Here is a 21,494-nt window from a genome sequence, read left to right on the forward strand (position 1 = left end):
TGGTTTATGATAGATCACACTGTACAACTCTTAAGCGATTTAACTTCAATGAGGGGGAATTTGGAATGAAGAGAGCTTTTAAGTTCATCTCTACACTGTGCGTACTGGCACTCATGTTGACCGTTTTAGCAGCCTGCGGCGGCTCGAAGTCTCCAGCTGCGACGGATGGATCTAAAGCGACAACAGACACACCGAAGGACAACACCGAAACAAGCAAGGATATTCCGACATTGACCTGGTGGACCATCGGGGGCCAAGTGCCGAACAATTTCAGCAAAGCGGTTGATGCCATGAATGCCTATACGGCCGAGAAGATTGGCGTGAAGGTTGACATCAAGGTAGCCAGCTGGGGAGAATGGGATACCAAAATGAACACCATCGTGAATACCGGCGAACCCTTCGACATCATGTTCACGAACAGCGGTAAATACAGCAAGCAAGTAGCTATGGGCGCATTTGCCGATATTACGGATCTGGTTCAGAGCGAAACGCCCGACTTGTACAAACTGATTCCCGAAAAGGTATGGGAAGGCACAAAAATCGGCGGCAAGTTTTATTCCGTTCCGACGTACAAAGATTCAGCGCTAACGCAGTACTGGGTATTCGATGATAAGTATGTGCAAAAGTACGGCATCGACATGAATAATATCAAAACGCTGCAGGATCTGGATAAACCTCTCCATGACATGAAGGCTGGCGAAGGCAAAAGCTTCTATCCGCTGCCAATGACGCAAGGCGAAGGCTTGAACGGTTTCTTTAACGAATATGACGATTTAACGCTAGGCTTCCCTCCTATCGGCGTGAAAGCGGACGATGCAGCACGCACGGTGGTCTCTGTTCTCGAGCAGCCGGATGTCATGGCTAATCTGAAGCTCCTGCACCAGTGGTATCAGGATGGTATCATCAACCCGGATGCTCCGACGAAAACGGAGAACGACAAAGGCAGACCGTTCTTTGCAGCCCAGGCATTCCCGGGAGCCGAGGTCAGCTGGCAAATCAATGACGCCGTTGAAAAGTATAATATGGTTCAGCATTATGGTCCTATCTATACCACCAGTACAATCCAAGGCTCGCTCAATGCGATTTCGGCAAATTCGAAATATCAGAAGGAAGCTTTGAAATATCTTGAATTAGTGAACACGGATCCCAAACTTCGCAATATGCTGGCATTCGGCGAGATAGGCGTAGACTACAACAATGTTGATGGCGAAAAGGTGATTGAGCGTACATCCGATACTTGGCCGCTGGCTGCCTACACACAAGGCACATTCTTTAATTTGGCGGTGACCAAAGGCGCTCCTGAAGATCAATGGGAACAGGTTAAAAAGCTGAACGATGCAGCGACCTCCTCTACGATCCTAGGCTTTGCGCTGGACATCACCGATCTTCAGACCGAAGTGGCGAATTGCCAAGCGGTATGGGATAAATACAAATATGAGCTGATCACGGGCGCATCCGATCCGGAGAAAATGGTGCCGAAGATTACGGCTGAATTAAAATCAGCCGGCATGGACACGATTATGCAAGCTGCCCAAGAGCAAATCAACAATTACTTCAAGTAAGATTACATTCAAGCGCATCCCTTAATGAGGCTCTCTTAAGGGGTGCTTTTTCCTTACGATCTATGAAGCTAGGCGTTAATCGTGTTAAATTGAGATATAGCAACTTGTTTCAACGACCTGCTGCAATCGAGGTGTCATATGGGCTCTTTTTTGCAAATCAAAATTTATCGTCACAAGTTTATTGCCTATGTCATCTTCGTCGTCGCCATCGGAATCACGCTTGGTACGCTGACCTGTGCCATGCTGCTGAATCAATGGGTTGGCAACTCCCGGATCGAGGCGGCTAATGCCTTCTCGCGTGTAGAGAATGAGCTGCAGTATGATGCTGACCGCATTGAGGCTTACATGCAGCGTATTTACTCCAATACAGGTCTGATGGATGATGCGCGCAGCTTTTTAAGCAGCAGTGCTGAGGGATACTTAACCAGCAGGCTGCAGAACAGCCAATTCTCACAGCCGCTGGTTTCTTTTCCGGAGGATGTTAAGACCTATCTGTACAGCTGGGCGCAAGGTGAAATCACGCAGATAAGCACGCATACCGACAAGTATGGCAATGTCGTCCGTTTTAATGATAACGGAATTGCAAGCTTTACCTTCGGGCTTCCGAATACGGATGAAGCTTTTCGCGACACCCTGATGAAGGGATTCGTATATCGCAAGAAACTGTCGGATCCCACGTCAGGTCCCCAGGAATTCGGTGAGCTGCGCTTCTTGGTCAGCAGTGAGCAAATCTTTAAATCCGTTCAAAGCTTCCGATTGGGTAATGCGGCTGCAGTCAGCCCTTCCGGTGAAATATATCTGATCGGTAGCGGACAGGACAGGGACCTAGAAGAACTATCCCGACTAGCAGCGGCGAATGGACGCAGTCACGGTATTATTTCTAGGGGTGTTTTGAAACATATCTTTTTTGTCTCCTTTCCATCCACCAAGTTTAATTTCAAATTCGTGAGCATCATCGATTTATCCATGCTCATCCGTCAGCATGCCGGGATGCTGATCACCATCTTTCTGATCGTATTGACGGCCATGATTAGTGTGCTTCTACTCATTGCATACAATATGCGGGATGATGCCCTTTTCCTGCGCCGCATCATTCAATCGATTGGACGTGTGAAAATGGCCAATTTCACGCCTAACCGCCCTGCCCGTTACCGTCGGAATGAATACGGCATGATCGCCCGGGAATTGGACGATATGATTCAGCAGCTGGATAAGCATATCCGGAATGAATATCTGTTAAAGATCAAACAGCAGGAAACTGAAATGAAAGCGCTTCAACACCAAATCAACCCTCATTTTTTATACAACACGTTAGAGGTTATCCGCTCCACTGCTCTTGTCAATCAGGACAGGGACACCGCTGACGCCATTGCAACGCTGGGGACGCTCTATCGCGAAATCGTCAAAAAGGAAAATATCATTTCGATTGCAAGCGAGCTGGAATTGCTGCAGAAGTACTTGGAGATTATGGAGTTTAAGTATCCCGAGCGCTTTTATTATCAAGTCAATGTAGAGCCGGCACTGCTCCTCATCCCTACCGTGAAATTCTGGATGCAGCCTTTGGCTGAGAACTTTTTCATCCATGGCTTTAACGCGAATCATGAGTTTAATTTGTATGTCGTTAATGGCTTTGAAGCCGAAGACTGTTATGTACTGGAATTCGTGGACAACGGATGCGGTATTCCTCCGGAGCGTTTACGTACCGTTCGAAGCACAATGTCTAACCATGATGAACCATCTTCCAATAGTATCGGGCTGCGCAACGTATATACGCGCCTTCACTTTTTCTACGGGGACGGCTTTTCGATCGAGATTGCGAATAATGAGGAATCTGGAGTCAACATTTCCGTGCGGATTTCAAAAGAGGTGATTGAACATGTACAAACTGATGATTGTGGATGACGAACCTCAGATTTTGGAGGGAATGAAGCGAATCCTGGATTGGAAACAATACGGTTTTGGTCGGATCGAAACCTGCGAATCCACGGAGGAGGCCATGTCCAAAATGGTCGACCTGCTGCCGGATGTCGCCATATTCGATGTTTGCATTGGCAAGGAGCTTGGATATGAAGCGATCCGCAGATTGAACGAATTTCAAATTCCTACGAAATATATCATTATGAGCGGCTATAGTGAATTTACATATGCCCAGGAAGCCATTCGCTGTGGCGTCAAAGACTATCTGCTCAAGCCTATAGAACGCACCAAGCTGCAGCAAGTGATTGAGAAGATCATCGTTGAGGATCTGGGCGGTTCGATAGGTAACAGGAATGGCGAAAGCCTGAACACGGACCCGGTATTAGGTGTAAGCTATGACAGCTTATCCAAGCTGGTCAACCGTATTCTGCTGATGATTAGGACAGAGTATGCTCAGAATATAACCTTGAAGTCCGTAGCGGAGCGTTTTCAGATGAACAGCACCTACCTTGGACAATTGTTTCTTAAAGAAACCGCGATGAAGTTTTCCGAATATCTCATGGCTTACCGAATGCTTCTTGCACAAGAGCGAATTCAATCGACAGATGAGAAGATTTCCTATATCGCATTTTCCGTCGGCTACAACAATCTCAACTACTTCTATACGCACTTTCACAGCTTTTTCGAAAAATCTCCTTCTGAACTGCGGGGAAAAGGGTAACAACAAACGCGGCGAATAAGGAGGATACCGATGATGTTTAAGCACCCAAGAAGGCCCAAACGCATCTTCATGATCATCAGTCTCATATTGCTGCTCACATCCTATACAACCGGCTGCTTCCGGCAGCCTGGATACAACAACGAAACATATGATGGGGACACGGTAAACCTGATCTATTATACGATCGGAGAGCCTGACAAGGATCTGCAACTCGTCAATGATAAAATCAATGAAATCATGGCTCGTAAAATCGGTGTGACGATCACCTATGTCAAGGTAAGCTGGCAGGAGTATGAAGATCGGCTGAACACGCTGATATCCGCCGGAAGTCCATTTGATATTGCTTTTGCACCCGATTATGCAACCACCGCTATGCGCGGCGCCTGGCTGAAGCTGGATGACTATCTTGCCGGCCTTGGCAAGGAAATGTACGATGCCATTGACCCCACCTTTTGGCAAGGGGTACGTATGAACGATGGCAGCATTTACGGTGTGCCGACCAATAAAGAGTTAGCCGTGCTTGATCAGTGGATGTATCCCGCTTCCATCGTGAGTAAATATAATATCGATATTACCAAGTACAATACGCTGGAATCGCTTGAACCGCTGCTTCGGATGATTCATCGGGAAGAGCCGACATACATCCCCATGGAATTGGATCGGGATTCCCACAATTTCTTCGCTCTCCATGGATACGAATATATTATGAACCATAAATTGCCCTTGATGATCAAATCACTGGACCCGAGCGCTCAGGTGGTGAATATCTTCGAAACCAAGGAAGCGCGGCAGGTGCTAGATACGTTGCGGCGTTATTACAAGGAAGGCTTCATTAATGAGGATGCCGCACTGCGAGAGCCTGGAGGACTTAAACGAGGGGCCAAAGTGTTCTGGAAGTCTTCAGGCGGCGGTCCGCTCTCGGAGACGACTTGGAGTAAGGATCGCGGCTACAAGATTGTAGCGAATCCCGTAACCCCAAGCACTGTCACAACGGAATCCGTCCGGGGCGGCATCATGACCGTGAACGCCAATACGAAGCATCCGGTGGAATGCATTAAATTCCTGAATTTGCTCAATACGGACCCGGAAATACGAAACTTATTTAACTATGGGATTGAAGGCGTGCACTATACACTGGATAAACAAGGGCAAGTCGTTCTAACTACAGACAAGGACAGCGATGGCAACCCGATTCCGGATGCGCCTGCAAGCCGCTATTCAGGAGTACAGTACACGCAGGGGAATTGGTTTATCCTGAAAACCATGGGCGGCGATAACCCGGACCCCCTCGACAAATGGGATCAATTTCGCAAATACAACGCAGGCGTCGTCAAGTCCAACGTGCTCGGCTTTACACCCGATCTATCCCAGCTGACCGCCCAAACCGATAACATCGAGATGGTCTGGCATAAATATTATCCGAGCCTCATGACAGGCTCCGTCGATGTGGATACAATCCTCCCCAAGTTTAACGAGGAGCTGAAACAAGCAGGCATAGACGATGTACGGCAGGAAGTGCAGAAGCAGTTGGATGCTTGGCGGGGTGAGATGAAGTGAGTATTGACAACTTTAGCTTCACTGAACGGATCGGGGCCCTTAAGTCAAAATGTTAATCCTATCCCAAAGAGACCCTGAAGCGGATTGGCTCAGGGTCTCTTCGCCGTGCAAACTCAAACAGCGCGCGCCGATTGAGTATCGGTGCGCGCTGGCTGCATAGCCTTTTTCATCTGTCTACTTGACAGGGCAAGACCACGCCTATATAAGGGCCGAGCCTTTGTGAATAATAGGATTTTCCGTTATTTTACATCCACGTGGAATTCCAGCTCGCTGATGTATTTCTTTTCGCTGGATTTACCGGAAGATTTGTCTTGCTTCAACACATAAGGCTTTATTGTAACCGACTTCGGTGTCTCTTTAAACGGCGTGAAATTATAGTCGATCACATATTGCCCGTTAATAAAATTCATATTGTTGCCTGGGAGTTCCTTCAGCAGGTTGTTGTTTTCATCGTAGATATCGAATCCAAATAAATGCTTGCCGGCATATAAATCTGCAGCCGGAAGTTTATATTTATCCCCGAGGCTGGCGAGCTCCCCGCTGCCGGTCATGGTCAAACGCGTCGTGATCGGCGTCAATTCCAGCTTGTCCAGAGCAAAGCGGAATCCGTCATGTGATTTAACCGATTCCGGCTTCAAAACAAGGTTTTCGGTGTTTTTCTTCACCGGGAAAGTCAAGACATAGGGCTGGTCAGAGCCGGTTAAGATCGCTTCAAGCTTCAATTCGAAGGAATCGCCCAGCGGTTCAGGCCGTCTCACCTTATCCGGATCAGCGTTAGGCAAAATGATAGGAGGGGAGTCGTTAAATTCCAGAATGGCCGTATCCCGGGAATCTCCGTCCTTCAAGGTATAGCTTCCAGTAAAGTACTCCTTGCCGTTAATGTACATACGGATGTTTTCAAGGACGCCTTTGCCGCTGGTGTCCGTGTCACCGTTATCCAAGCGCTCGCCAAGCAGTTTGGCATCCGCCTGACCGTCTCTCTTTAGGGCAACCGATATACGGGTTCCATCATAGATATAACCGGTGCTTTCAAGAGTTATATCATTGTGGCTGTCTTTAGCTTGGACGGGTTGATACAATCCGTTGGCTACACTTGCCTGCAGCCCTGCATCACCATATTGCTGAAAGATGTTGCCGATGAGCGGAACCTGGCTCAGTGCGCTGGCCATGACTGGCGATACGAACCCGCTGCCGATGACCCCAAAACCCAAGGCTGCGGCTATGCCCGAGGCAGCCACCACTCTTTTCATCCGTTTGTTTTTGCTGCGATTGCGCTGGTTCAACTCTGTATTTGTATTGTTCATTTGTTCAACAATCCTTTCTCCCAAGTTTAACTCCGGAACTTCCGTATTTTGAATCATATATTCCAGGTTGTCAGTAACCTGCTTTGCTGGATCGGATATTTGCTTCAATTTGCGGTCCTCCCTTATCCCGTTTGTATTGGACTAGTTTGTTGCGGATGCGCTCATATTGTTTCCGTAATGTGGCCGGTTTGCAGTCCATAATCTGCCCGATTTCCTCGAAAGTGTACTGTTCCACCGCTTTTAACAGCACAAGGTTTCGCTCGCTGGCAGTCAGTGGATCCAGCAATTCCATTACGGTGGATTCCCGTTCGGAATAGGTGTATAATGCGGCTTCGTTCTGGTATCTGTCTGCAATTCGTTGATACTGTTTTTTCTTTTTCAGCACATTCATGCTGTGATTGTAGGCGATTTTGTACAGCCATGCCGAAAATGGGGAATCCCCGCGGTAATCACCTATATTCTGATAGGCCCGGATAAAAATATCCTGAAGCGCATCCTTGGTTTCCTCGCGATCTCTAATCAGATAAAAACAATAGATATACAGCTCTCTTTCGAAGTGGCGGGCGATCTCGATAAACGCTTCCTGTGAACCCGCTTGCGCCTGGCGGGCCCATTCATCGACCATAGCTCTTCGCTCTGCCTTGTTTATCGAAGTCGCTGTTTTGCTATCCAATCCATCACCTCCCTGTGTTTTGTCTTCGCTTATATGACAACCGTTTCTTCACGATTTGTGACAAGAAAGTTAAAAAAAGAGCAGGTTATTTATGGATACATGCCCTGGCCTTACTTTCGCAGCTCTTCCTCCAAAGGCCATCCATTCCTGCTGTGCAGGCTTGCAAAGCAGCTTCAACGTTTCCAGATGAACAGCACCTACCTCGGACAATCATATCTAAAAGAGACCCTGAAGCTGATAGCTCAGGGTCTCTTGGCCTTTTATTTCGAATGGCCCCTTAAATTGTAACGGGGAGAGCATTTGAGTTAATCAGCTACTCCCATTTATCGTAGGCTGCGTGTAAATTGACTTCAGATAGGAGTCCTTTTTGCAGCTGTGGATTCGGAACCATTCGGTTGTACTTTATAATCTTTTGATTAATGGCCTCGAACGCTGTCTCCGGAATCGCAGTCGACTCCGGGTGCTCCAAGAGCCGCTTGATGTCGGCGGCGATTTCTTTTCTCAGCTCCACCCATGCTGGCTGGTAATTCGCGTTCTTCATGATCCCGGTTAGAACATCCCCGTCTTCGATCTTAATCGGCTTTCCCTTTAACGGTGAATCGTCAAAGCCGCCTTCTCTGGCAAATTTGTCGACGGCCGATTCCAGAAGCCCGCTGCTGGTCGACATGTAGCGTCGTTCCTTTTCTTCACTTTGATCTTCTTCGGGAGCAAGAGCTGATTCTTTTGGGTCATCGTTCAAATCCATTCAGTCACCTCCGTCTTACATATCAGGGAAATAGATTCTGTTCTTTGATGAAATGTTAACAAAATATTGAATTACCCAAAATATAACATACTGCGTCTGAAGTTAACAATTCCCTTGAGCGTGTATGATTACATCATTTGGGCTCGCCAGTAACGGCAAAAATCATTATGCATCCGCGGGGACTCTTATAAGTCTTTTCTAGTAAAGAGGCTTATCGTTAAGAAATAGGAAGCGATGAATACAACTACGATACCGATTAGGATAAGAAGTAATGTTTGATCGTTAATGAGACCTTTCTCACTCACCATATTCATTAGCACCGCTGCAGGTTGTGCCAGGATAATTAGGGAGACCATGAATACTGCATTGATAATTCCGGCTCCTTTTTTACTAAGTGCGTAAAAAAGAGGCATATAGATAGAAATGAGAACAAGCAGCATTCCTACTGATACCAATATGGGCAATAGCGTATAGTCTGGCTTTTCAAGCTGTGGGAATGAAAGCTTAATGAGTCGGTGAATCCCGTAAGAAGCAATGACTCCAAACAATGTATAGATGATGGCTGTTATATATTTGGCTTGCACAATATGTTTGCGACTAATCGGCAGCGTGACCAGAAATTTATGATTATGGTTTTTGATATCGATCATCGTAGCTAGAATGATGGAGCCGAAAGCCGTATAGATTCCTACAAAATAAATGGACATATCACTTTTGGGTATAAAAGCGAAACTGAATACAGCGAGATAAAGAAGAATCGTCCAAAGTGAGCTTTTTAAAGCGATAAAGTCTTTACGAAGCAAATTAAGCATGAACTCGTCCTCCCTTGGCCGTGAAATACATGATGTCTTCTAAGGATGGTTTTTCTAAAATAGCATTATTACCGAACAGCTTCGCGGCCTTGCGTCTATTATCTACTAAGCCCTCAAAACCAAGCGCCGTCTCACGAATCCCGATAAATTCCTTTCGAATATCCGAATCAATCAGTTGTAAGTCGCCCTTCACGATCGCGTATCTCTCCAGCACATCATCTTTTGCTTCATTGAATACGAGTTTTCCGTCATTGACGAAAGTAATATAGTCAGCAATGCGATCCAAATCCGCTGTAATATGTGTCGAGAAGATAATCGTATTTTTTTCGTCCTGCATCATATCCGCCAGTAGATCAAGCATTTCCCTTCTGAACACAGGATCGAGTCCGGAAGTCGGCTCATCCATGACCAGGAGCTCAGCCTCATGGGATAAGGCAATGGCAAGGGAGAGTTTGATCTTCATTCCCTTAGATAAATCTTCAACCTTCTTCTTAGGAGACAATTCGAATTGTTCGAGGTGGCGGTTAAACTTCTTTTCATTCCAATGGCTGTAAAAAGGTGCGATCATTCTCTTCGTATCACGAATCGTAAGATGCTCATAATAGAAGCAATCATCCGAGACGATGCCGATGCGCTCTTTAATTTCGACTTCATGTTTAGGCATATCAAGGCCGAGTATTTTTACACTGCCGGAATCGGGACGGATCATGCCAAGCATCATCTTGATTAAGGTACTTTTACCAACACCATTCGGACCAATGAGTCCGGTAATGTAGCCTTGTTTCACATCCAGTGAAACATGATCTACTTTAAAAAGAGGGTATGTTTTTGTTAAATTTCGTAATTCGATTGCATTCATGGCGTTTGTTCCTCCTCGAACAGTAAAGTCAGATGATCGATTACATCTTGTTGGCTCATGTTTAATTCCTTGCTTTCTCGAATGATATTCATCATTTTCTCTTCTAATCGCTTCATGCGCTGCTCCCTGATGAAATCTTTATTCGCCCCTGATACGAAACACCCCTTACCTACGACCGAATCGATTAGTTTTTCGTTCTCCAATTCTTCATAGGCACGCTTAGTCGTAATAACACTAACCTGCAAATCCTTAGCAAGCTGCCTTATAGAAGGGAGACTGTCACCTGCGCTCAATTCTCCGCTCAGAATACTCTGTCTAATCTGGTCCATAATCTGTATGTAAATCGGATCACTCGATGCGTTGGATAATATGATTTTTATGCCGTTCACCTCACTGCTGTTAATTAAGTGTATAGTGTATATATATAATATATACACTATTCTCTCTTGTGTCAATTCATCCATCTGGGCAGTCACTCTTGTCTACTTCGATTAAAAATAAAAAAGCCGCGGGTTACGCGACTTTGTATGGGTGTATGTTCTTGTCTCCGACAGGGCCATCTTATGGCATACTCAACTTCATTTATTGTTACTGGAGTGCCGATGCATCCCGAATCAAATAGGCTGCTGCTTCAGCTGAAATATGCTTCCCCGTTTGGGCGCGGACTTGATTTATAAATGCTGTGATATTCCCTTTTGCGGCCTTCGTAGCAAGGCTGTTCGCAATACCATGATTGTCAATCCATCCCTGTTCAGCAAATCGATATACAAGCTCTTCCAGGCTGTTGAAACTAGTGACGATTTTGAAATTCACCTCTTGAAGGGATTCGTTATGACGTTTAACATGGCCGGCTTTCCATTCACCGTGGTATAGAATTGCACGGCTAGTTTCGCAATATCCATTCCAGCTTTAGCGCAATACTCGGCCCTCTGGGACCGAGAAGACCCATGGATAAGGGAGATACGTTCATGAGCCTCATCCCCTCTTCGTCAAGCAGCGGCAACAAACCGATAAGCGTCTGATCGTTCAAAGAATAATGGCAGTAAGATATGATGGCGTCTACTTCTAGTTGGGGGAACAGTTTCTCCAACAATTGCAGAGGCAGGCCGCAAATCCCTCCAAAGCGGATTTCCCCTTTTTCTTGTAAGAGCTGGAACGAACGGATTAGGGAATTTCGTCGATTGACAATTGCCCCAGTTAGAATTACATTGAATATTGTTAAGCACTTAACTATATGGAAGGCGTGATCACTTTGAATGACCTGCAACAATACGTGCTGGATTTGCCGCTGCCTACCCTGGCTTTCTTCACACTGGTGGAAACAACGGCAAAACTGGTCGACGTATCCGAAAGCTACTGGAAAGCGCAAGGGCTGAACGGAGCCAGAATACGGATTTTAGTTGAACTTATGAAAGAAGGAGGGACCATGCTTCCCTCCAAGCTGGCACAAAAAATCGGTGTAACCAAACCCAATATCAGTCTGCTGCTTACCCCCTTGGAACATGAAGGCTTCATTCGTCGGGATAACCATCCCCAGGACGGTCGAAAGTTGGTCATCAGCATTACAAGTGAAGGTCAGCGTCTATTGATCCAAAACCTGCCCGCGAACAGGCAGCGGATTTCCGATAAAATGAACGTGCTGAATGATCATGAATTAAAGCAGCTCCTAGACCTTCTCCAAAAATTAAAAGAAGCGTAGCGGTCTTTTACGCCCATTTAGTTAAGCAGTTAACCCAATATGGAAAGGATGACATTCGATGTCTACCGTAATTACAGGAGCCAATGGCCGGCTCGGTCGTTTCATTATCAAAGGGCTTCTTCACCGTGTTCAGCCCGATCAAATCGTTGCTTGCGTTCGCCATATGGAGTCCGGAAAATCATTGGAGGAGCTGGGAATTGCTGTCCGTTTCTGCGATTACGACGAACCTGCCTCCTTGGAGGAGGCATTCGCCGGCGCCTCGCGGCTGTTGTTCATTTCTAGCCCCCATCCCGATGATACCGTTCGTTTGCGGCAGCATGCCCATGTGGTTGAAGCTGCAAAAAAAGCGAACGTTGGCCATTTTTTATACACCGGTTTCGCCTTTCCTGAACATAGCGACATTTCAATGACCCATTTGCATTTGGCTACCGAGCATGCTATTCGCACAACCGGAATTCCTTATACTTTTCTTCGCAGTGGTTTGTACATGGACTTTATTGAAGCGCTGGATTTGAATACAGTCATGTCAACAGGGATTCTTCGCATCCCTCCAGGATCGTGGAAATTCAACGCTGTTACGCGCTACGATCTGGCGGCCGCCATAGCGGGGGTAATATCCGGTGAGGACCATTGGAATAAGACTTATGAGCTTGTTGCGCCAGCCGCTTGGAGTTTCAACGATTTGGTCTCCACTCTTTCAGAGCTAACGTGCAAACCGATATCCCTATGTCCCACCTACGAGGTGCAACATTGGATATTTAGCTTTTTAAGAAAAATCGATACGGCTTCAACTTCTGGCGATCTGGAGAATTTGTTGGGACGTCCGGTAACAACGCTTAAAGAAATCCTCAAATCTTATATCGGGACAGAGGTCAGATCTGACTGATGATAAAATCGGGACGAAAGTTGCTGGTAGCATCGCCGACCTACCAGGATTAGCTGAAATACATTAAAACGGCACACCGTTAGAGCCTTAGGCTTTAACTCTTTATCTTCGGAAGGGTTCCCCGACTCAAGCTGAATCGGAGCGAGAACATCATGATTGAGGCATGTCTTATCGGTTAATTCGTCCATGTATACGAGAGCCGCTTCTTCTCCGGTTTGTTTAATATGTAGCTTACGTATGATCAAGTCGGGAGTATCCGTGAAAGCTTCTTCAATTCTGCCTAAAGATTCTTTTAGATGTGTGGTAATGTGTTCCTTTTGCTCGTAATTGGCAGATCGCTCCTTCACTATCCTCTGCTCCCTTCGTCCCCGCAATGCTTTTTCCTTATTATGACAATCATGGACGTTGATATGTATATCCTTTGGGTTCTATTCCAGTTACAAACTCCGAGAAGAAATTTTATACGCTGGATCTCCATTTCATTTACTATTAGCCCTTCACCATCGGACCGATACAGTATTAGTCACATTTGTCAGAACAAATTAATATTCTGAATTAGTTCATTTCCAGAAGGAGTGCGTTAATGAAGAAAAAATTAACCTATGATTACATTGTGGTAGGCACAGGTCCGGCAGGAGCCGTCATCGCAAAGTCACTCACTGATGACATGCGAACTTCCGTGCTTGTATTAGAATCCGGTGGAAATCATGACAAAGACAAACCGATCAAAGATTCAACCTTTGCACTTGAGCTTGAAGAAAGTTTCTTTCCGAATTACTTCTGGCAGGGAGAAGGCATTCCCCAAGAAGAACTTGACGGACGCGCATTCGAATGGACGACGGGGCGACTCTCGGGTGGCGGTTCTTCAATCAATGGAGAGCAGTATGTACGACCGACAGCTGCCGTGCTCCTAAAGTGGGAACGACTGCTTGGACCTCAATGGTCACCTGAAAAAGCCACGCAACGATTCAAAGCATTGGAGAATTATAACGGTGAAACCACAAATATCAATGCGCATGGGTATCGAGGAAGAATTAACATCAGGCAAGCACCCGAAACTCCGACACCGATGGCTCACAAGCTGACATCTGCGATCGAGCGGGCAACAGGTTACCCTATTATTCTTGACTACAATGATCCGGATACTCCCATGGGACCGTTCACCCGTTGGCAATTATACCAACAACCTGATGGTCGTAGGGAAAGCTCATCCACAGCCTTCCTGTCTCCCGATATTATGACGCCAACAGGTCGGGGAGTTCATAACCGAAAATTAACTGTAATGTTTCGGACAACGGCTCTCCGTATTCTCTTCTCCGGTAAACGTGCTGTTGGTGTTGAATATTTGAAGGATGGCAAATGCATCCGTGCGTATTCCCGTAAAAAAGTTATTATATCTGCAGGAATAAATAGCCCTCAGTTGTTAATGTTGTCTGGAATTGGATCCGCTAAAATATTGAAAAAGGCTGGAATCCCTGTCATCTTCGATAACCCAAACGTAGGGCAAAGGTTAAAAAACCATACGCTAAATTCCGCTGTATTTGCTACCAATTCAGAAGATCGTCCCCTCCCTCCCCTAGATCCAAATGCACTTTATACGGGAGGAGCTTTCTTGCCAGATCCATCGGGTATCGATCCGGATGAACGGGCGGTGCAACTCATTGGCATCGGATCTGAAGAAGAATTGACAATAGCGATTTTGTACTTGCGGCCAAAGAGCAATGGGACGATTCGCATACAAAGCAAAGATCCGCTAAATATCGTATTGGCAGACGAAGGATTTCTCTCGAATCCAGACGACATGGAGGCTGTAAAAAGAATTTATCGAACGTATATCAGAGATATTGCCCTAGAGTTGGAAAAGATTGATTCTTCGTATCAGCTCCTATCCCCAACATTCGATGTGATTGATGATGATGACAGGCTTGAAGAATTTATTAAGGAAAATTTCGATCATAATCACCATCAGCAAGGCTTTCTGCGTATGGCTCCTTTATCGAAAGGAGGAGTCGTTGACCGTAGAGGAAATGTGCATGGGGTTCAAGATTTGATCGTTGCAGATGCGTCCATAGTTCCATTTACAGTCGATGGAAACACCTCTTCTGCTGCATATCTTATCGGCTATACCATAGCGAAGCAATTAGGTAAACGCAAAAAAAATCAACGTGGTTATAAGGAAGTGGGGGATGAATAAAAGCAAGCTCTTTCGCAACCAACTTCACCCATGAGTGCCCCTCCTTTTCAACGTTATGATTCAAATTATTCAAAATTTTATAAAGTTGACACGGCGATTTGTTATTTAGACACACCGGAAAACAAAGACCCTCTAACCGAATATAACGGGGGCTCTATGCAAAGAACCCTGCAGAATAATACCGCAGGGTTTCTTTGCACATATCCAATCAGAACCATGTGAAAGTGAAGAGCCGGACAAACTGGACTATTTCAACTTCGAAATCATGCAAATACCAGTTATGTATCAGACTTTAAACGAATGACAGCATAAATTAAACTGCAGCCGATATAAATGATCATTCCGATAACGATCTGTATTATTTCGGATTCTGAATGATGAGTATAATGATTAACAAGAAACATTATGGATATTAGGACTAGCGCATCTATTATCAATCGACTCCATTTAATCCTCTTCATCATAGGGATCATAGCAAGTAAATTGCAGCATACTGCAATGAACTCCAAAGTGAGAATACCGACTGTTGCCCCCCTGTAATTTAACCCAGGTTTTGCTACAAGAAAGTAATGAACGATTAATGAAATACTTATTCCACTAATTAGACCAATTAACGGTACTTTTTTATACTCTTGGACCCAAAGTATGCTTGTGCTTACTTCACGTAAACCCACAAGCAATGGAACGATAAATAAAAATTGAATCGGTCTTGCCGCCTCAACTGTGCCAAATAAAATAAGTGAAATTTCCTTATTATAGACATAAAGAAACAGACTCGATATCCAGCCCCATATCCAGGATACCTTCAGTGCTATTCTGGTACGGAGATGAAAACGTTCATAGTTTCTTGCCTGCCAATCTGCTACCATTCTCATTGTTAATGTATGTGAAAGCGCAGCAGTGACCAGGGTGGGCATATAGGCTACAAGTGCAGCCATACCTGTAAGAACTCCAAACATTGCTGTTGCTTCTGCAGATGAATAACCCGCAGTTTGAAGTCTGTTAGGGATTATAATAGCGTCCAAAACATCAGAAAGCGGGATCAGCAATCTGGTCATGGATATAATGAAAGAACTGTGTATAAACCACTTTAATCTCTTTTGAAATTTAATGTCTGAATAACGGATTGGGGCTTGATTACCTTGTCGATTCACATATAGGTAATATGAAATTAATACTAAAAAAGCAGAAATCGCACCAAGCGATGTACTCAACATGCTGTTACCGGTTGCAATTGCAGGACCTTGAGGCAGGAAAAGAAAAACGATAGCTAGCATGAACAACACTCGGACTGCTTGTTCAATAATTTCGGAGACAGCAATTACATTGTATAATTCGATGCCTTGTAAATAACCACGAAGTAGACTTAACAATGGAACTGTAAAGAAGGCCGGGGCCAGAAAGTGAATGAAATAATAAAGCTGCTCGTTACCAAGCATCCTTGCTACCGTATCTGAATAATAAAAAGTAAGAGTAGTTGCGCATCCCCCTATAATGATTAAATAAACAGAAAAAATCTTGAACCATATCCAGCCTTGTGAGGGATGCTTCGCAGTGTACAAGGCTAATGCAGTTGGTAATCCGCCGGTTAGCAACATTAATCCTAACCCAAAATAGGAGTAAGCAATCTGAAAAAGCCCAATCCCCTCCGCACCAATAAGTCTTGTTAGTGAGACTCTGCCGATTAAGCCGATTGCTTTTACCATCAAAATTGCACATATTCGGAATACCGTTTGTTTGATGAAAGAAGAGCTCATCATTTTCCTCCACTGCATAAGACTTGTCCGTATCATCCTATGACCATGGAGAATGCGATATGAATAGTGCAAACTTTTTATCTAGAATGCCAATACATGTACTAGTCGTTGATGTGAATCAAAATATATTTGGTATGTTTATCCCAGCCCAAATCAAAAGGCGCTCGGTAACGATCTGCAGTATGCGAATTAACCAGAGGATAACCGTTGGCATCAAATCCGGTTACTACTGAAAAGTGGTCTACGTCATTGTCTACAACATGAGCAATTAAATCACCCGGTAACAGTTTTGCAAAAGCGGTATCCGGATGTTTGCTTGTTGATTTTATAAGTTCGGAGAAATATCCGGTTGCAATGACTTTTCCATAACCGGAGTGCACAATAAAGTTCTTAAAGGCATCCGTCTGAACCCAAGTTCGGGTCCCGCCTCCAGCATAGCGATAACGCCAAGGTCCCTTCATCTTGAGACCTCCACCCTCCTCCTGATCACCAACCACCTGAGAAGCAAAATTTGTGCAATCTCCACCTTTAACGTTATAATTCAAATATTTTGGATTGTACCGCCCATTATTGCCTGCACCCCAAGCAGTACCAGCATATTTATTGGCATATTCAACGGCTTTCTTTCTTTTGTAATTTTTCCCATCCCTTATAATTTCATTGTGAAGAGGAAAATACACAGTGCCTCCTGAAGTCCCTCCAATTAGTTTGGGGTTTTCTTCTATAGGATCAAGATACCACTCTTTAAACACAATCCAATTTCCATTCTTTTTTTTCAAAGTAATAGCATGCCAAGTACCAATACCAAAAGATTGGGTAGGCAAGATTTTATCTACATATATGTAGCTTAATTTTTGGGAATGAGCTAACGATACTTTCGCTGTATCCCCTTCCATTTGAATTCGGGTAACACGAATATCACTTTGAGAATCCGTAAAATGAATTCCTCTATAATTTCCCCATGTATTTAGATAGGTCTTTCTTTTTTCCTCTACTCGATATGCATTACGACTTGAATTATAAGCTTGATCGTAGTAACTCGTCATATTCGATGTTTTATTCACTAAAAAATTTGAACGAACAGCGAATAACTCGTTTAAATACTTTTTTATCTCATCCTCTGAAGGATTAGTGTTTGTGATGTGTGAACTTCCAAAAAGCAGCACTATTGTTGTGTATATACTGAAATAAACAGTTTTCGTCATTTTTTTCTCCCGTTTTCTCTACGTAGTATTGTTATTTTAACAACCGCGTATAAACGACTAGCCTCTTTTCATGCTCACCCTTTATTCGATCGTACTTTCCTGTACAAGTAATTAAATTTAACTGCTCTATATCGGTATCGCCGAATATTTTTTCGATAGGTGCTTGAGCTGTAGGGTAAGATTCTACAGCCACGACTTTGAAGACGAGATAATTCCCCTCATTGTCTGATAACACTACAGGTTCCCCAGGCTTTATCTTTTTAAGTGGGTAAAAAACAGCGGGGCCTGTATAATTGTCAACATGCCCTGCCAAAATAGCATTTCCCTTTTGTCCAGGCAAAATGCCATCTACAAACACGCCAGCTACCTTGCTTGATACGGGAGCATCCATCTGCCCATTCTCTAACAGTCCTACTGGTTCAACAGGGGCCTTTATACCAACCGATGGAACCCACACTTGGTTTGGTTTTATAAATACAGATTCTTCATCTTCATTTATTATGTTCTCTTCGTCTTGCTGCTTTGAATTTTTTACGGTTACACTTGGTTCTGCTTTCCCCTCGGAAATTTCTTTAGAGTAAGGCGACCCGGTTTGACGCAGGGGGGGAGGCGCTTTTTCAGAAGACTGCGATGCATGATAATGACAACCTGATAATAACAAAACAGGAAGAGTCATAAATACTATGAGTGTTAATTTGCGTTTATCATTCATTAGTATCATCCTTCGTTAAAAGAAAAGAGGAAAACCAAATTTTCCTCTTTTCGATCTTGATCTTACTCGCTCACGCCACCATAACCTGTTTTCGGTAATGCTTTTGGCTTAATGCTCTTGGTGTGCACTTTATGTGCTTTGCTTTTAGCTCGCATTTTGTGCTCTTTTGCTTTGTGTTCTTTCGTTTTGTGTTCTTTCGCATGCAGTTTGTGTTCTTTCGCATGCAGTTTGTGTTCTTTAGCTTCGTGTTCTTTAACATGCATTTTGTGCTGATGACTTTCCACTGGTGCTGCAGATGCGGTGATTGCCGAAGCTGAAAGGAACAAACAAGTTGACAAGGCAAAAATTGCTGCTATTTTCATGTAAAGTTTTTCCCCAATTTAGTTATCTACACAGTGGGTTCAAGTTATTGATGGTAATTTCGACCTGTTAAATAATCCGTCAAAATGAGGTGCTTTTGTGTCATTAGACATGAGCATGGTCATCGATCGATTGAGGATGGATAAAAAGAATCCCCTTAAAGCAGCGTTAATGCGCCTACTTCAAGGGGATTCTTTTTCGAATCTTCAGATGTTTTATCATATTCAACCACACGCTTTATTACATGATCAGGATACCGTTCAAGTCAACCAGACCCAATTGATAAGCCCTCATAATCGCCTCATACCGTTGGCGAGCGATCATACTCTGACCATTCTGTTGTTGATAAATGCGGTTATACTCTTCTTCATCAGACGGCGTCTGACGTGCAAAACCTGGATTAATCACGCGTTGATTATCAAGCGCTGTCATAAACTCTTCAAAAGTCATTGAACTGGAAGATTGAGGTTGTGAGCTGCCATTCAATTCATTTTGTAGACGGTTGACCAAAGTCAACTTGGTATAGGCCGCAAACTCTGGTGTGAACTTTCCGTTTATTACCGCTGGGCTTGTCATCTCATTTTCAGCTCCTTCGTTATAATCATGGCTGTACCCCTCATTAGAAAATAAGGTTTCAATCCGTTATCAACAATGAATACAGATCAAGATCGATCCATTGTCCCTTCGATTTTTCGGACTCTCGTAATGTTCCTTCAAGGGTAAACTTCAATTTTTTCAGGACCTTGGCGGAATTAATATTTTCGGGTTGGACTTTTGCCTCTAATCTATGAAGCTTCAAATAATGAAAAGCGTTATCAATTAAACAAGAGATCGCCTCGGGAGCATACCCTTTACCCCAATAATCGAAATGGATGTCATAGCCGATTTCTGCTTTGGCATGATCTAAGTCCAGGGAATTAAATCCACATGAACCAATAATATCATTGGATTCAGTTTCAATGATCGAGTAGCGAATGGCTTTATGTTCCTCCGCCAGGTTGTTAAGCAATACGATCATGTCCCTTGCCTCAGTTTGATCCGTGAAATGATCGATATTCATAAACTTGGTCACTTCCGGATTCGACCAAATTTGAAATAGCATAGCTGCATCTGCTAATTCCATTTTCCTTAATGTCAAACGCTCCGTGCTTAACTGTGTTGTCCATTTCATTTTTTTCGTTCCTTCTCCTTCATCATCTAGGTTTATAGCGCCTAGGTCTGCTGATTACACATTCAATGCTCTAGTCCATCAAGTAGATTTTGCTTTAAGGACTCGAGGCAGCTAAGAGGAATGCAACATCCCTTTAACAAATATTGTTCAATACTACCATACTGTTTCATAATCTCGTTTAGTACTTCTTCCAAATAGTCACGGCGCACTTCCAACATAGGCTTAATGCGTTCTGGTGGAATTCGGTACAGGCTCATTAATCGAATGAATTTCTCTATTTTTTTCATTTTAGGACCCATTCGTTCGTTGGAATACAAGTAGTCCATCATTACGGACTCATAATGTACCCCCAGAAATAATTGAATTATAGCCGTGACAAAACCAGTACGGTCCTTCCCTCCAGTACAATGGATCAAGGCGGGGACATTCCCCGCATCGGACAGCAGGCAAAAGATCTCCTTCATTTTATCCTTGCTACTGAAAGCCATATGATGATACATATCTTTCATCATTTGTTCAAAGTCCAAATTCTCAGAGTTGCTAACAAGAAGTTTCATGAATTCAAAATGGGTGAATTCCTGGCTCTTATCCTGAATGGATAGAGATTTAATCTCAATCCCCCGATTAAGCATTCGACTCTTTTTAGACTCTTGTTCTCTTACTGTTCTCAAATCACATATTAACTTCAGACGCAATTCATTCACGAGTTCGATATCACGTGTGGTCATACGTGATAACTCATCGGAACGAAATAGGATTCCGGTTTTTATTCGTTTTCCATCCATTGTGTGATGCCCTCCGATGTCCCGAAAATTAGTTAGGGCATCGAAAGATATGATGTTATTAGTTACTTCCACGTTTTTAGTTTTCCTTCCGCATTCGTTTTATTGTGATGTTATTATCAGACCGTGCTGCAATGAAACGTTTTGGTTGACAGCGATCCACTTCACTTTATCATAGTAATATGACCAAATAGTTTTGTAAAGAACCAATGATTCAAATCAGCTTTTAGTGTTGATCTTTTTGCATCCAAACGCCCATAATGTCTCTTTTATTATTTACACTTAATGTAAACTTTGGGTCTTTCGTTTTCAAACCGGTCATATAGTTCAAAATCCTGTGCGGCATCATGACATCTAAAATGATCAGATCCACCTTTTGAACCCTAATAATTTCTAGAGCCTCTTGGCCGCTATGCGTAAAGCCTTCATTTTTCACATGGATTTCCATCAGTTTAATGATCGCGATTTCATCGTCCACCATAAGGATGGTTACTTCCGACATGGTTCCTCCTAAAAAAAGTGCTCCTAAACGTTATAGATCAAACGCCGGTCCCTTCACCTATCGAGAAGAAACCGGC

23 protein-coding genes and 1 pseudogene are annotated in these 21,494 nt (G+C 44.0%); 7 read left to right on the top strand and 17 right to left on the bottom strand.

Annotated elements, in window-relative coordinates; translation table 11 throughout:
* The first annotated feature begins 65 nt into the window (after positions 1-65).
* The 4 genes from MKY48_RS25310 (at position 66) to MKY48_RS25325 (ending at position 5,757) form a co-directional block, all read left to right on the top strand.
* Positions 66-1,562, top strand: coding sequence for an ABC transporter substrate-binding protein (locus MKY48_RS25310; protein WP_339291535.1), 1,497 nt, complete (start codon positions 66-68; stop codon positions 1,560-1,562).
* A 138-nt stretch (positions 1,563-1,700) separates the two neighbouring features.
* Positions 1,701-3,464 (top strand): histidine kinase, encoded by a 1,764-nt coding sequence (locus tag MKY48_RS25315; RefSeq protein ID WP_339291536.1) that lies wholly within the window; start codon positions 1,701-1,703, stop codon positions 3,462-3,464.
* Positions 3,439-4,200 (top strand): response regulator, encoded by a 762-nt coding sequence (locus MKY48_RS25320; RefSeq protein ID WP_076324262.1) that lies wholly within the window; start codon positions 3,439-3,441, stop codon positions 4,198-4,200. The genes MKY48_RS25315 and MKY48_RS25320 overlap by 26 nt, the downstream gene beginning before the upstream one ends.
* A 30-nt stretch (positions 4,201-4,230) precedes the next feature.
* The gene (locus tag MKY48_RS25325) at positions 4,231-5,757 is read left to right on the top strand and encodes an ABC transporter substrate-binding protein (RefSeq protein WP_339291537.1); all 1,527 of its coding nucleotides are present in this window, start codon (positions 4,231-4,233) and stop codon (positions 5,755-5,757) included.
* A gap of 239 nt (positions 5,758-5,996) precedes the next feature.
* Here the strand turns inward: MKY48_RS25325 and MKY48_RS25330 are convergent, their stop codons facing one another.
* From MKY48_RS25330 to MKY48_RS25365, 8 genes and pseudogenes are all read right to left on the bottom strand, one after another.
* Positions 5,997-7,169 carry a DUF4179 domain-containing protein gene (locus MKY48_RS25330; RefSeq protein WP_339291538.1) on the bottom strand — a complete coding sequence of 391 codons (1,173 nt, stop codon included), beginning with the start codon at positions 7,167-7,169 and terminating at the stop codon, positions 5,997-5,999.
* Positions 7,132-7,734 (bottom strand): sigma-70 family RNA polymerase sigma factor, encoded by a 603-nt coding sequence (locus tag MKY48_RS25335; RefSeq protein ID WP_339291539.1) that lies wholly within the window; start codon positions 7,732-7,734, stop codon positions 7,132-7,134. The genes MKY48_RS25330 and MKY48_RS25335 overlap by 38 nt, the downstream gene beginning before the upstream one ends.
* A 313-nt stretch (positions 7,735-8,047) precedes the next feature.
* On the bottom strand, positions 8,048-8,479 hold the full coding sequence (locus MKY48_RS25340) for a DnaJ family domain-containing protein (RefSeq protein ID WP_339291540.1): 432 nt from the start codon (positions 8,477-8,479) through the stop codon (positions 8,048-8,050).
* Between the two features lie 185 nt (positions 8,480-8,664).
* A complete protein-coding gene (locus MKY48_RS25345; protein WP_339291541.1) occupies positions 8,665-9,291 on the bottom strand; it encodes an ABC-2 transporter permease in 627 nt (208 codons plus the stop codon).
* On the bottom strand, positions 9,284-10,150 hold the full coding sequence (locus MKY48_RS25350; protein ID WP_076324265.1) for an ABC transporter ATP-binding protein: 867 nt from the start codon (positions 10,148-10,150) through the stop codon (positions 9,284-9,286). The genes MKY48_RS25345 and MKY48_RS25350 overlap by 8 nt, the downstream gene beginning before the upstream one ends.
* Positions 10,147-10,530: a GntR family transcriptional regulator gene (locus MKY48_RS25355; RefSeq protein WP_076324490.1), complete on the bottom strand. Its 384-nt coding sequence runs from the start codon at positions 10,528-10,530 to the stop codon at positions 10,147-10,149. Before MKY48_RS25355 ends, MKY48_RS25350 begins: the two co-directional genes overlap by 4 nt.
* Positions 10,531-10,738: 208 nt before the next feature.
* Positions 10,739-10,963: a hypothetical protein gene (locus MKY48_RS25360; protein WP_339291542.1), complete on the bottom strand. Its 225-nt coding sequence runs from the start codon at positions 10,961-10,963 to the stop codon at positions 10,739-10,741.
* A gap of 50 nt (positions 10,964-11,013) precedes the next feature.
* A pseudogene (locus MKY48_RS25365) lies at positions 11,014-11,303 on the bottom strand (aldo/keto reductase); the annotation flags it as partial.
* An 81-nt stretch (positions 11,304-11,384) separates the two neighbouring features.
* Between MKY48_RS25365 and MKY48_RS25370 the strand changes: the two are divergent.
* A complete protein-coding gene (locus MKY48_RS25370; protein ID WP_339291543.1) occupies positions 11,385-11,849 on the top strand; it encodes a MarR family transcriptional regulator in 465 nt (154 codons plus the stop codon).
* 58 nt (positions 11,850-11,907) lie between these two features.
* Positions 11,908-12,735 carry an NmrA family NAD(P)-binding protein gene (locus MKY48_RS25375; RefSeq protein ID WP_339291544.1) on the top strand — a complete coding sequence of 276 codons (828 nt, stop codon included), beginning with the start codon at positions 11,908-11,910 and terminating at the stop codon, positions 12,733-12,735.
* Here MKY48_RS25375 and MKY48_RS25380 read toward each other — a convergent pair.
* Positions 12,705-13,082, bottom strand: a complete 378-nt coding sequence (locus tag MKY48_RS25380; protein WP_339291545.1) for a spore germination protein — start codon at positions 13,080-13,082, stop codon at positions 12,705-12,707. The two genes, MKY48_RS25375 and MKY48_RS25380, sit on opposite strands and share 31 nt — an antisense overlap.
* A gap of 236 nt (positions 13,083-13,318) precedes the next feature.
* Here MKY48_RS25380 and MKY48_RS25385 point away from each other — a divergent pair, with 236 nt between their 5' ends.
* Entirely contained in the window at positions 13,319-14,929 is a 1,611-nt protein-coding gene (locus tag MKY48_RS25385; protein ID WP_339291546.1) for a GMC family oxidoreductase, read from the top strand.
* A 278-nt stretch (positions 14,930-15,207) separates the two neighbouring features.
* Here the strand turns inward: MKY48_RS25385 and MKY48_RS25390 are convergent, their stop codons facing one another.
* The 8 genes from MKY48_RS25390 to MKY48_RS25425 all read right to left on the bottom strand — a co-directional run bounded on the left by MKY48_RS25390 (position 15,208) and on the right by MKY48_RS25425 (position 21,418).
* Positions 15,208-16,686: an oligosaccharide flippase family protein gene (locus MKY48_RS25390; RefSeq protein ID WP_339291547.1), complete on the bottom strand. Its 1,479-nt coding sequence runs from the start codon at positions 16,684-16,686 to the stop codon at positions 15,208-15,210.
* Between the two features lie 101 nt (positions 16,687-16,787).
* Positions 16,788-17,891 carry an amidase domain-containing protein gene (locus MKY48_RS25395; protein ID WP_339291548.1) on the bottom strand — a complete coding sequence of 368 codons (1,104 nt, stop codon included), beginning with the start codon at positions 17,889-17,891 and terminating at the stop codon, positions 16,788-16,790.
* A gap of 31 nt (positions 17,892-17,922) precedes the next feature.
* A complete protein-coding gene (locus tag MKY48_RS25400) occupies positions 17,923-18,603 on the bottom strand; it encodes a class F sortase (protein ID WP_339291549.1) in 681 nt (226 codons plus the stop codon).
* A gap of 62 nt (positions 18,604-18,665) precedes the next feature.
* Positions 18,666-18,965 (bottom strand): hypothetical protein, encoded by a 300-nt coding sequence (locus MKY48_RS25405; RefSeq protein WP_339291550.1) that lies wholly within the window; start codon positions 18,963-18,965, stop codon positions 18,666-18,668.
* 238 nt (positions 18,966-19,203) lie between these two features.
* Positions 19,204-19,539: a hypothetical protein gene (locus MKY48_RS25410; protein WP_339291551.1), complete on the bottom strand. Its 336-nt coding sequence runs from the start codon at positions 19,537-19,539 to the stop codon at positions 19,204-19,206.
* Between the two features lie 58 nt (positions 19,540-19,597).
* On the bottom strand, positions 19,598-20,134 hold the full coding sequence (locus tag MKY48_RS25415; RefSeq protein WP_339291552.1) for a GNAT family N-acetyltransferase: 537 nt from the start codon (positions 20,132-20,134) through the stop codon (positions 19,598-19,600).
* Positions 20,135-20,196: 62 nt separating this feature from the next.
* Positions 20,197-20,919 (bottom strand): tyrosine-protein phosphatase, encoded by a 723-nt coding sequence (locus tag MKY48_RS25420; RefSeq protein ID WP_339267178.1) that lies wholly within the window; start codon positions 20,917-20,919, stop codon positions 20,197-20,199.
* Between the two features lie 223 nt (positions 20,920-21,142).
* On the bottom strand, positions 21,143-21,418 hold the full coding sequence (locus MKY48_RS25425; protein ID WP_339291553.1) for a response regulator: 276 nt from the start codon (positions 21,416-21,418) through the stop codon (positions 21,143-21,145).
* Between the last annotated feature and the right edge of the window lie 76 nt (positions 21,419-21,494).

The sequence above is a fragment of the Paenibacillus sp. FSL W8-0187 genome (assembly GCF_037969755.1).
Classification (GTDB): Bacteria; Bacillota; Bacilli; order Paenibacillales; family Paenibacillaceae; genus Paenibacillus_AQ.

Bases quoted from the DNA above. Each gene is read 5' to 3' on its own strand.
- MKY48_RS25310 (WP_339291535.1), top strand. From the start codon at position 66: ATGAAGAGAGCTTTTAAGTTCATCTCTACACTGTGCGTACTGGCACTC.
- MKY48_RS25315 (WP_339291536.1), top strand. From the start codon at position 1,701: ATGGGCTCTTTTTTGCAAATCAAAATTTATCGTCACAAGTTTATTGCC.
- MKY48_RS25320 (WP_076324262.1), top strand. From the start codon at position 3,439: ATGTACAAACTGATGATTGTGGATGACGAACCTCAGATTTTGGAGGGA.
- MKY48_RS25325 (WP_339291537.1), top strand. From the start codon at position 4,231: ATGATGTTTAAGCACCCAAGAAGGCCCAAACGCATCTTCATGATCATC.
- MKY48_RS25340 (WP_339291540.1), bottom strand. From the start codon at position 8,479: ATGGATTTGAACGATGACCCAAAAGAATCAGCTCTTGCTCCCGAAGAA.
- MKY48_RS25345 (WP_339291541.1), bottom strand. From the start codon at position 9,291: ATGCTTAATTTGCTTCGTAAAGACTTTATCGCTTTAAAAAGCTCACTT.
- MKY48_RS25350 (WP_076324265.1), bottom strand. From the start codon at position 10,150: ATGAATGCAATCGAATTACGAAATTTAACAAAAACATACCCTCTTTTT.
- MKY48_RS25370 (WP_339291543.1), top strand. From the start codon at position 11,385: ATGGAAGGCGTGATCACTTTGAATGACCTGCAACAATACGTGCTGGAT.
- MKY48_RS25375 (WP_339291544.1), top strand. From the start codon at position 11,908: ATGTCTACCGTAATTACAGGAGCCAATGGCCGGCTCGGTCGTTTCATT.
- MKY48_RS25385 (WP_339291546.1), top strand. From the start codon at position 13,319: ATGAAGAAAAAATTAACCTATGATTACATTGTGGTAGGCACAGGTCCG.
- MKY48_RS25390 (WP_339291547.1), bottom strand. From the start codon at position 16,686: ATGAGCTCTTCTTTCATCAAACAAACGGTATTCCGAATATGTGCAATT.
- MKY48_RS25395 (WP_339291548.1), bottom strand. From the start codon at position 17,891: ATGACGAAAACTGTTTATTTCAGTATATACACAACAATAGTGCTGCTT.
- MKY48_RS25400 (WP_339291549.1), bottom strand. From the start codon at position 18,603: ATGAATGATAAACGCAAATTAACACTCATAGTATTTATGACTCTTCCT.
- MKY48_RS25405 (WP_339291550.1), bottom strand. From the start codon at position 18,965: ATGAAAATAGCAGCAATTTTTGCCTTGTCAACTTGTTTGTTCCTTTCA.
- MKY48_RS25410 (WP_339291551.1), bottom strand. From the start codon at position 19,539: ATGACAAGCCCAGCGGTAATAAACGGAAAGTTCACACCAGAGTTTGCG.
- MKY48_RS25415 (WP_339291552.1), bottom strand. From the start codon at position 20,134: ATGAAATGGACAACACAGTTAAGCACGGAGCGTTTGACATTAAGGAAA.
- MKY48_RS25420 (WP_339267178.1), bottom strand. From the start codon at position 20,919: ATGGATGGAAAACGAATAAAAACCGGAATCCTATTTCGTTCCGATGAG.
- MKY48_RS25425 (WP_339291553.1), bottom strand. From the start codon at position 21,418: ATGTCGGAAGTAACCATCCTTATGGTGGACGATGAAATCGCGATCATT.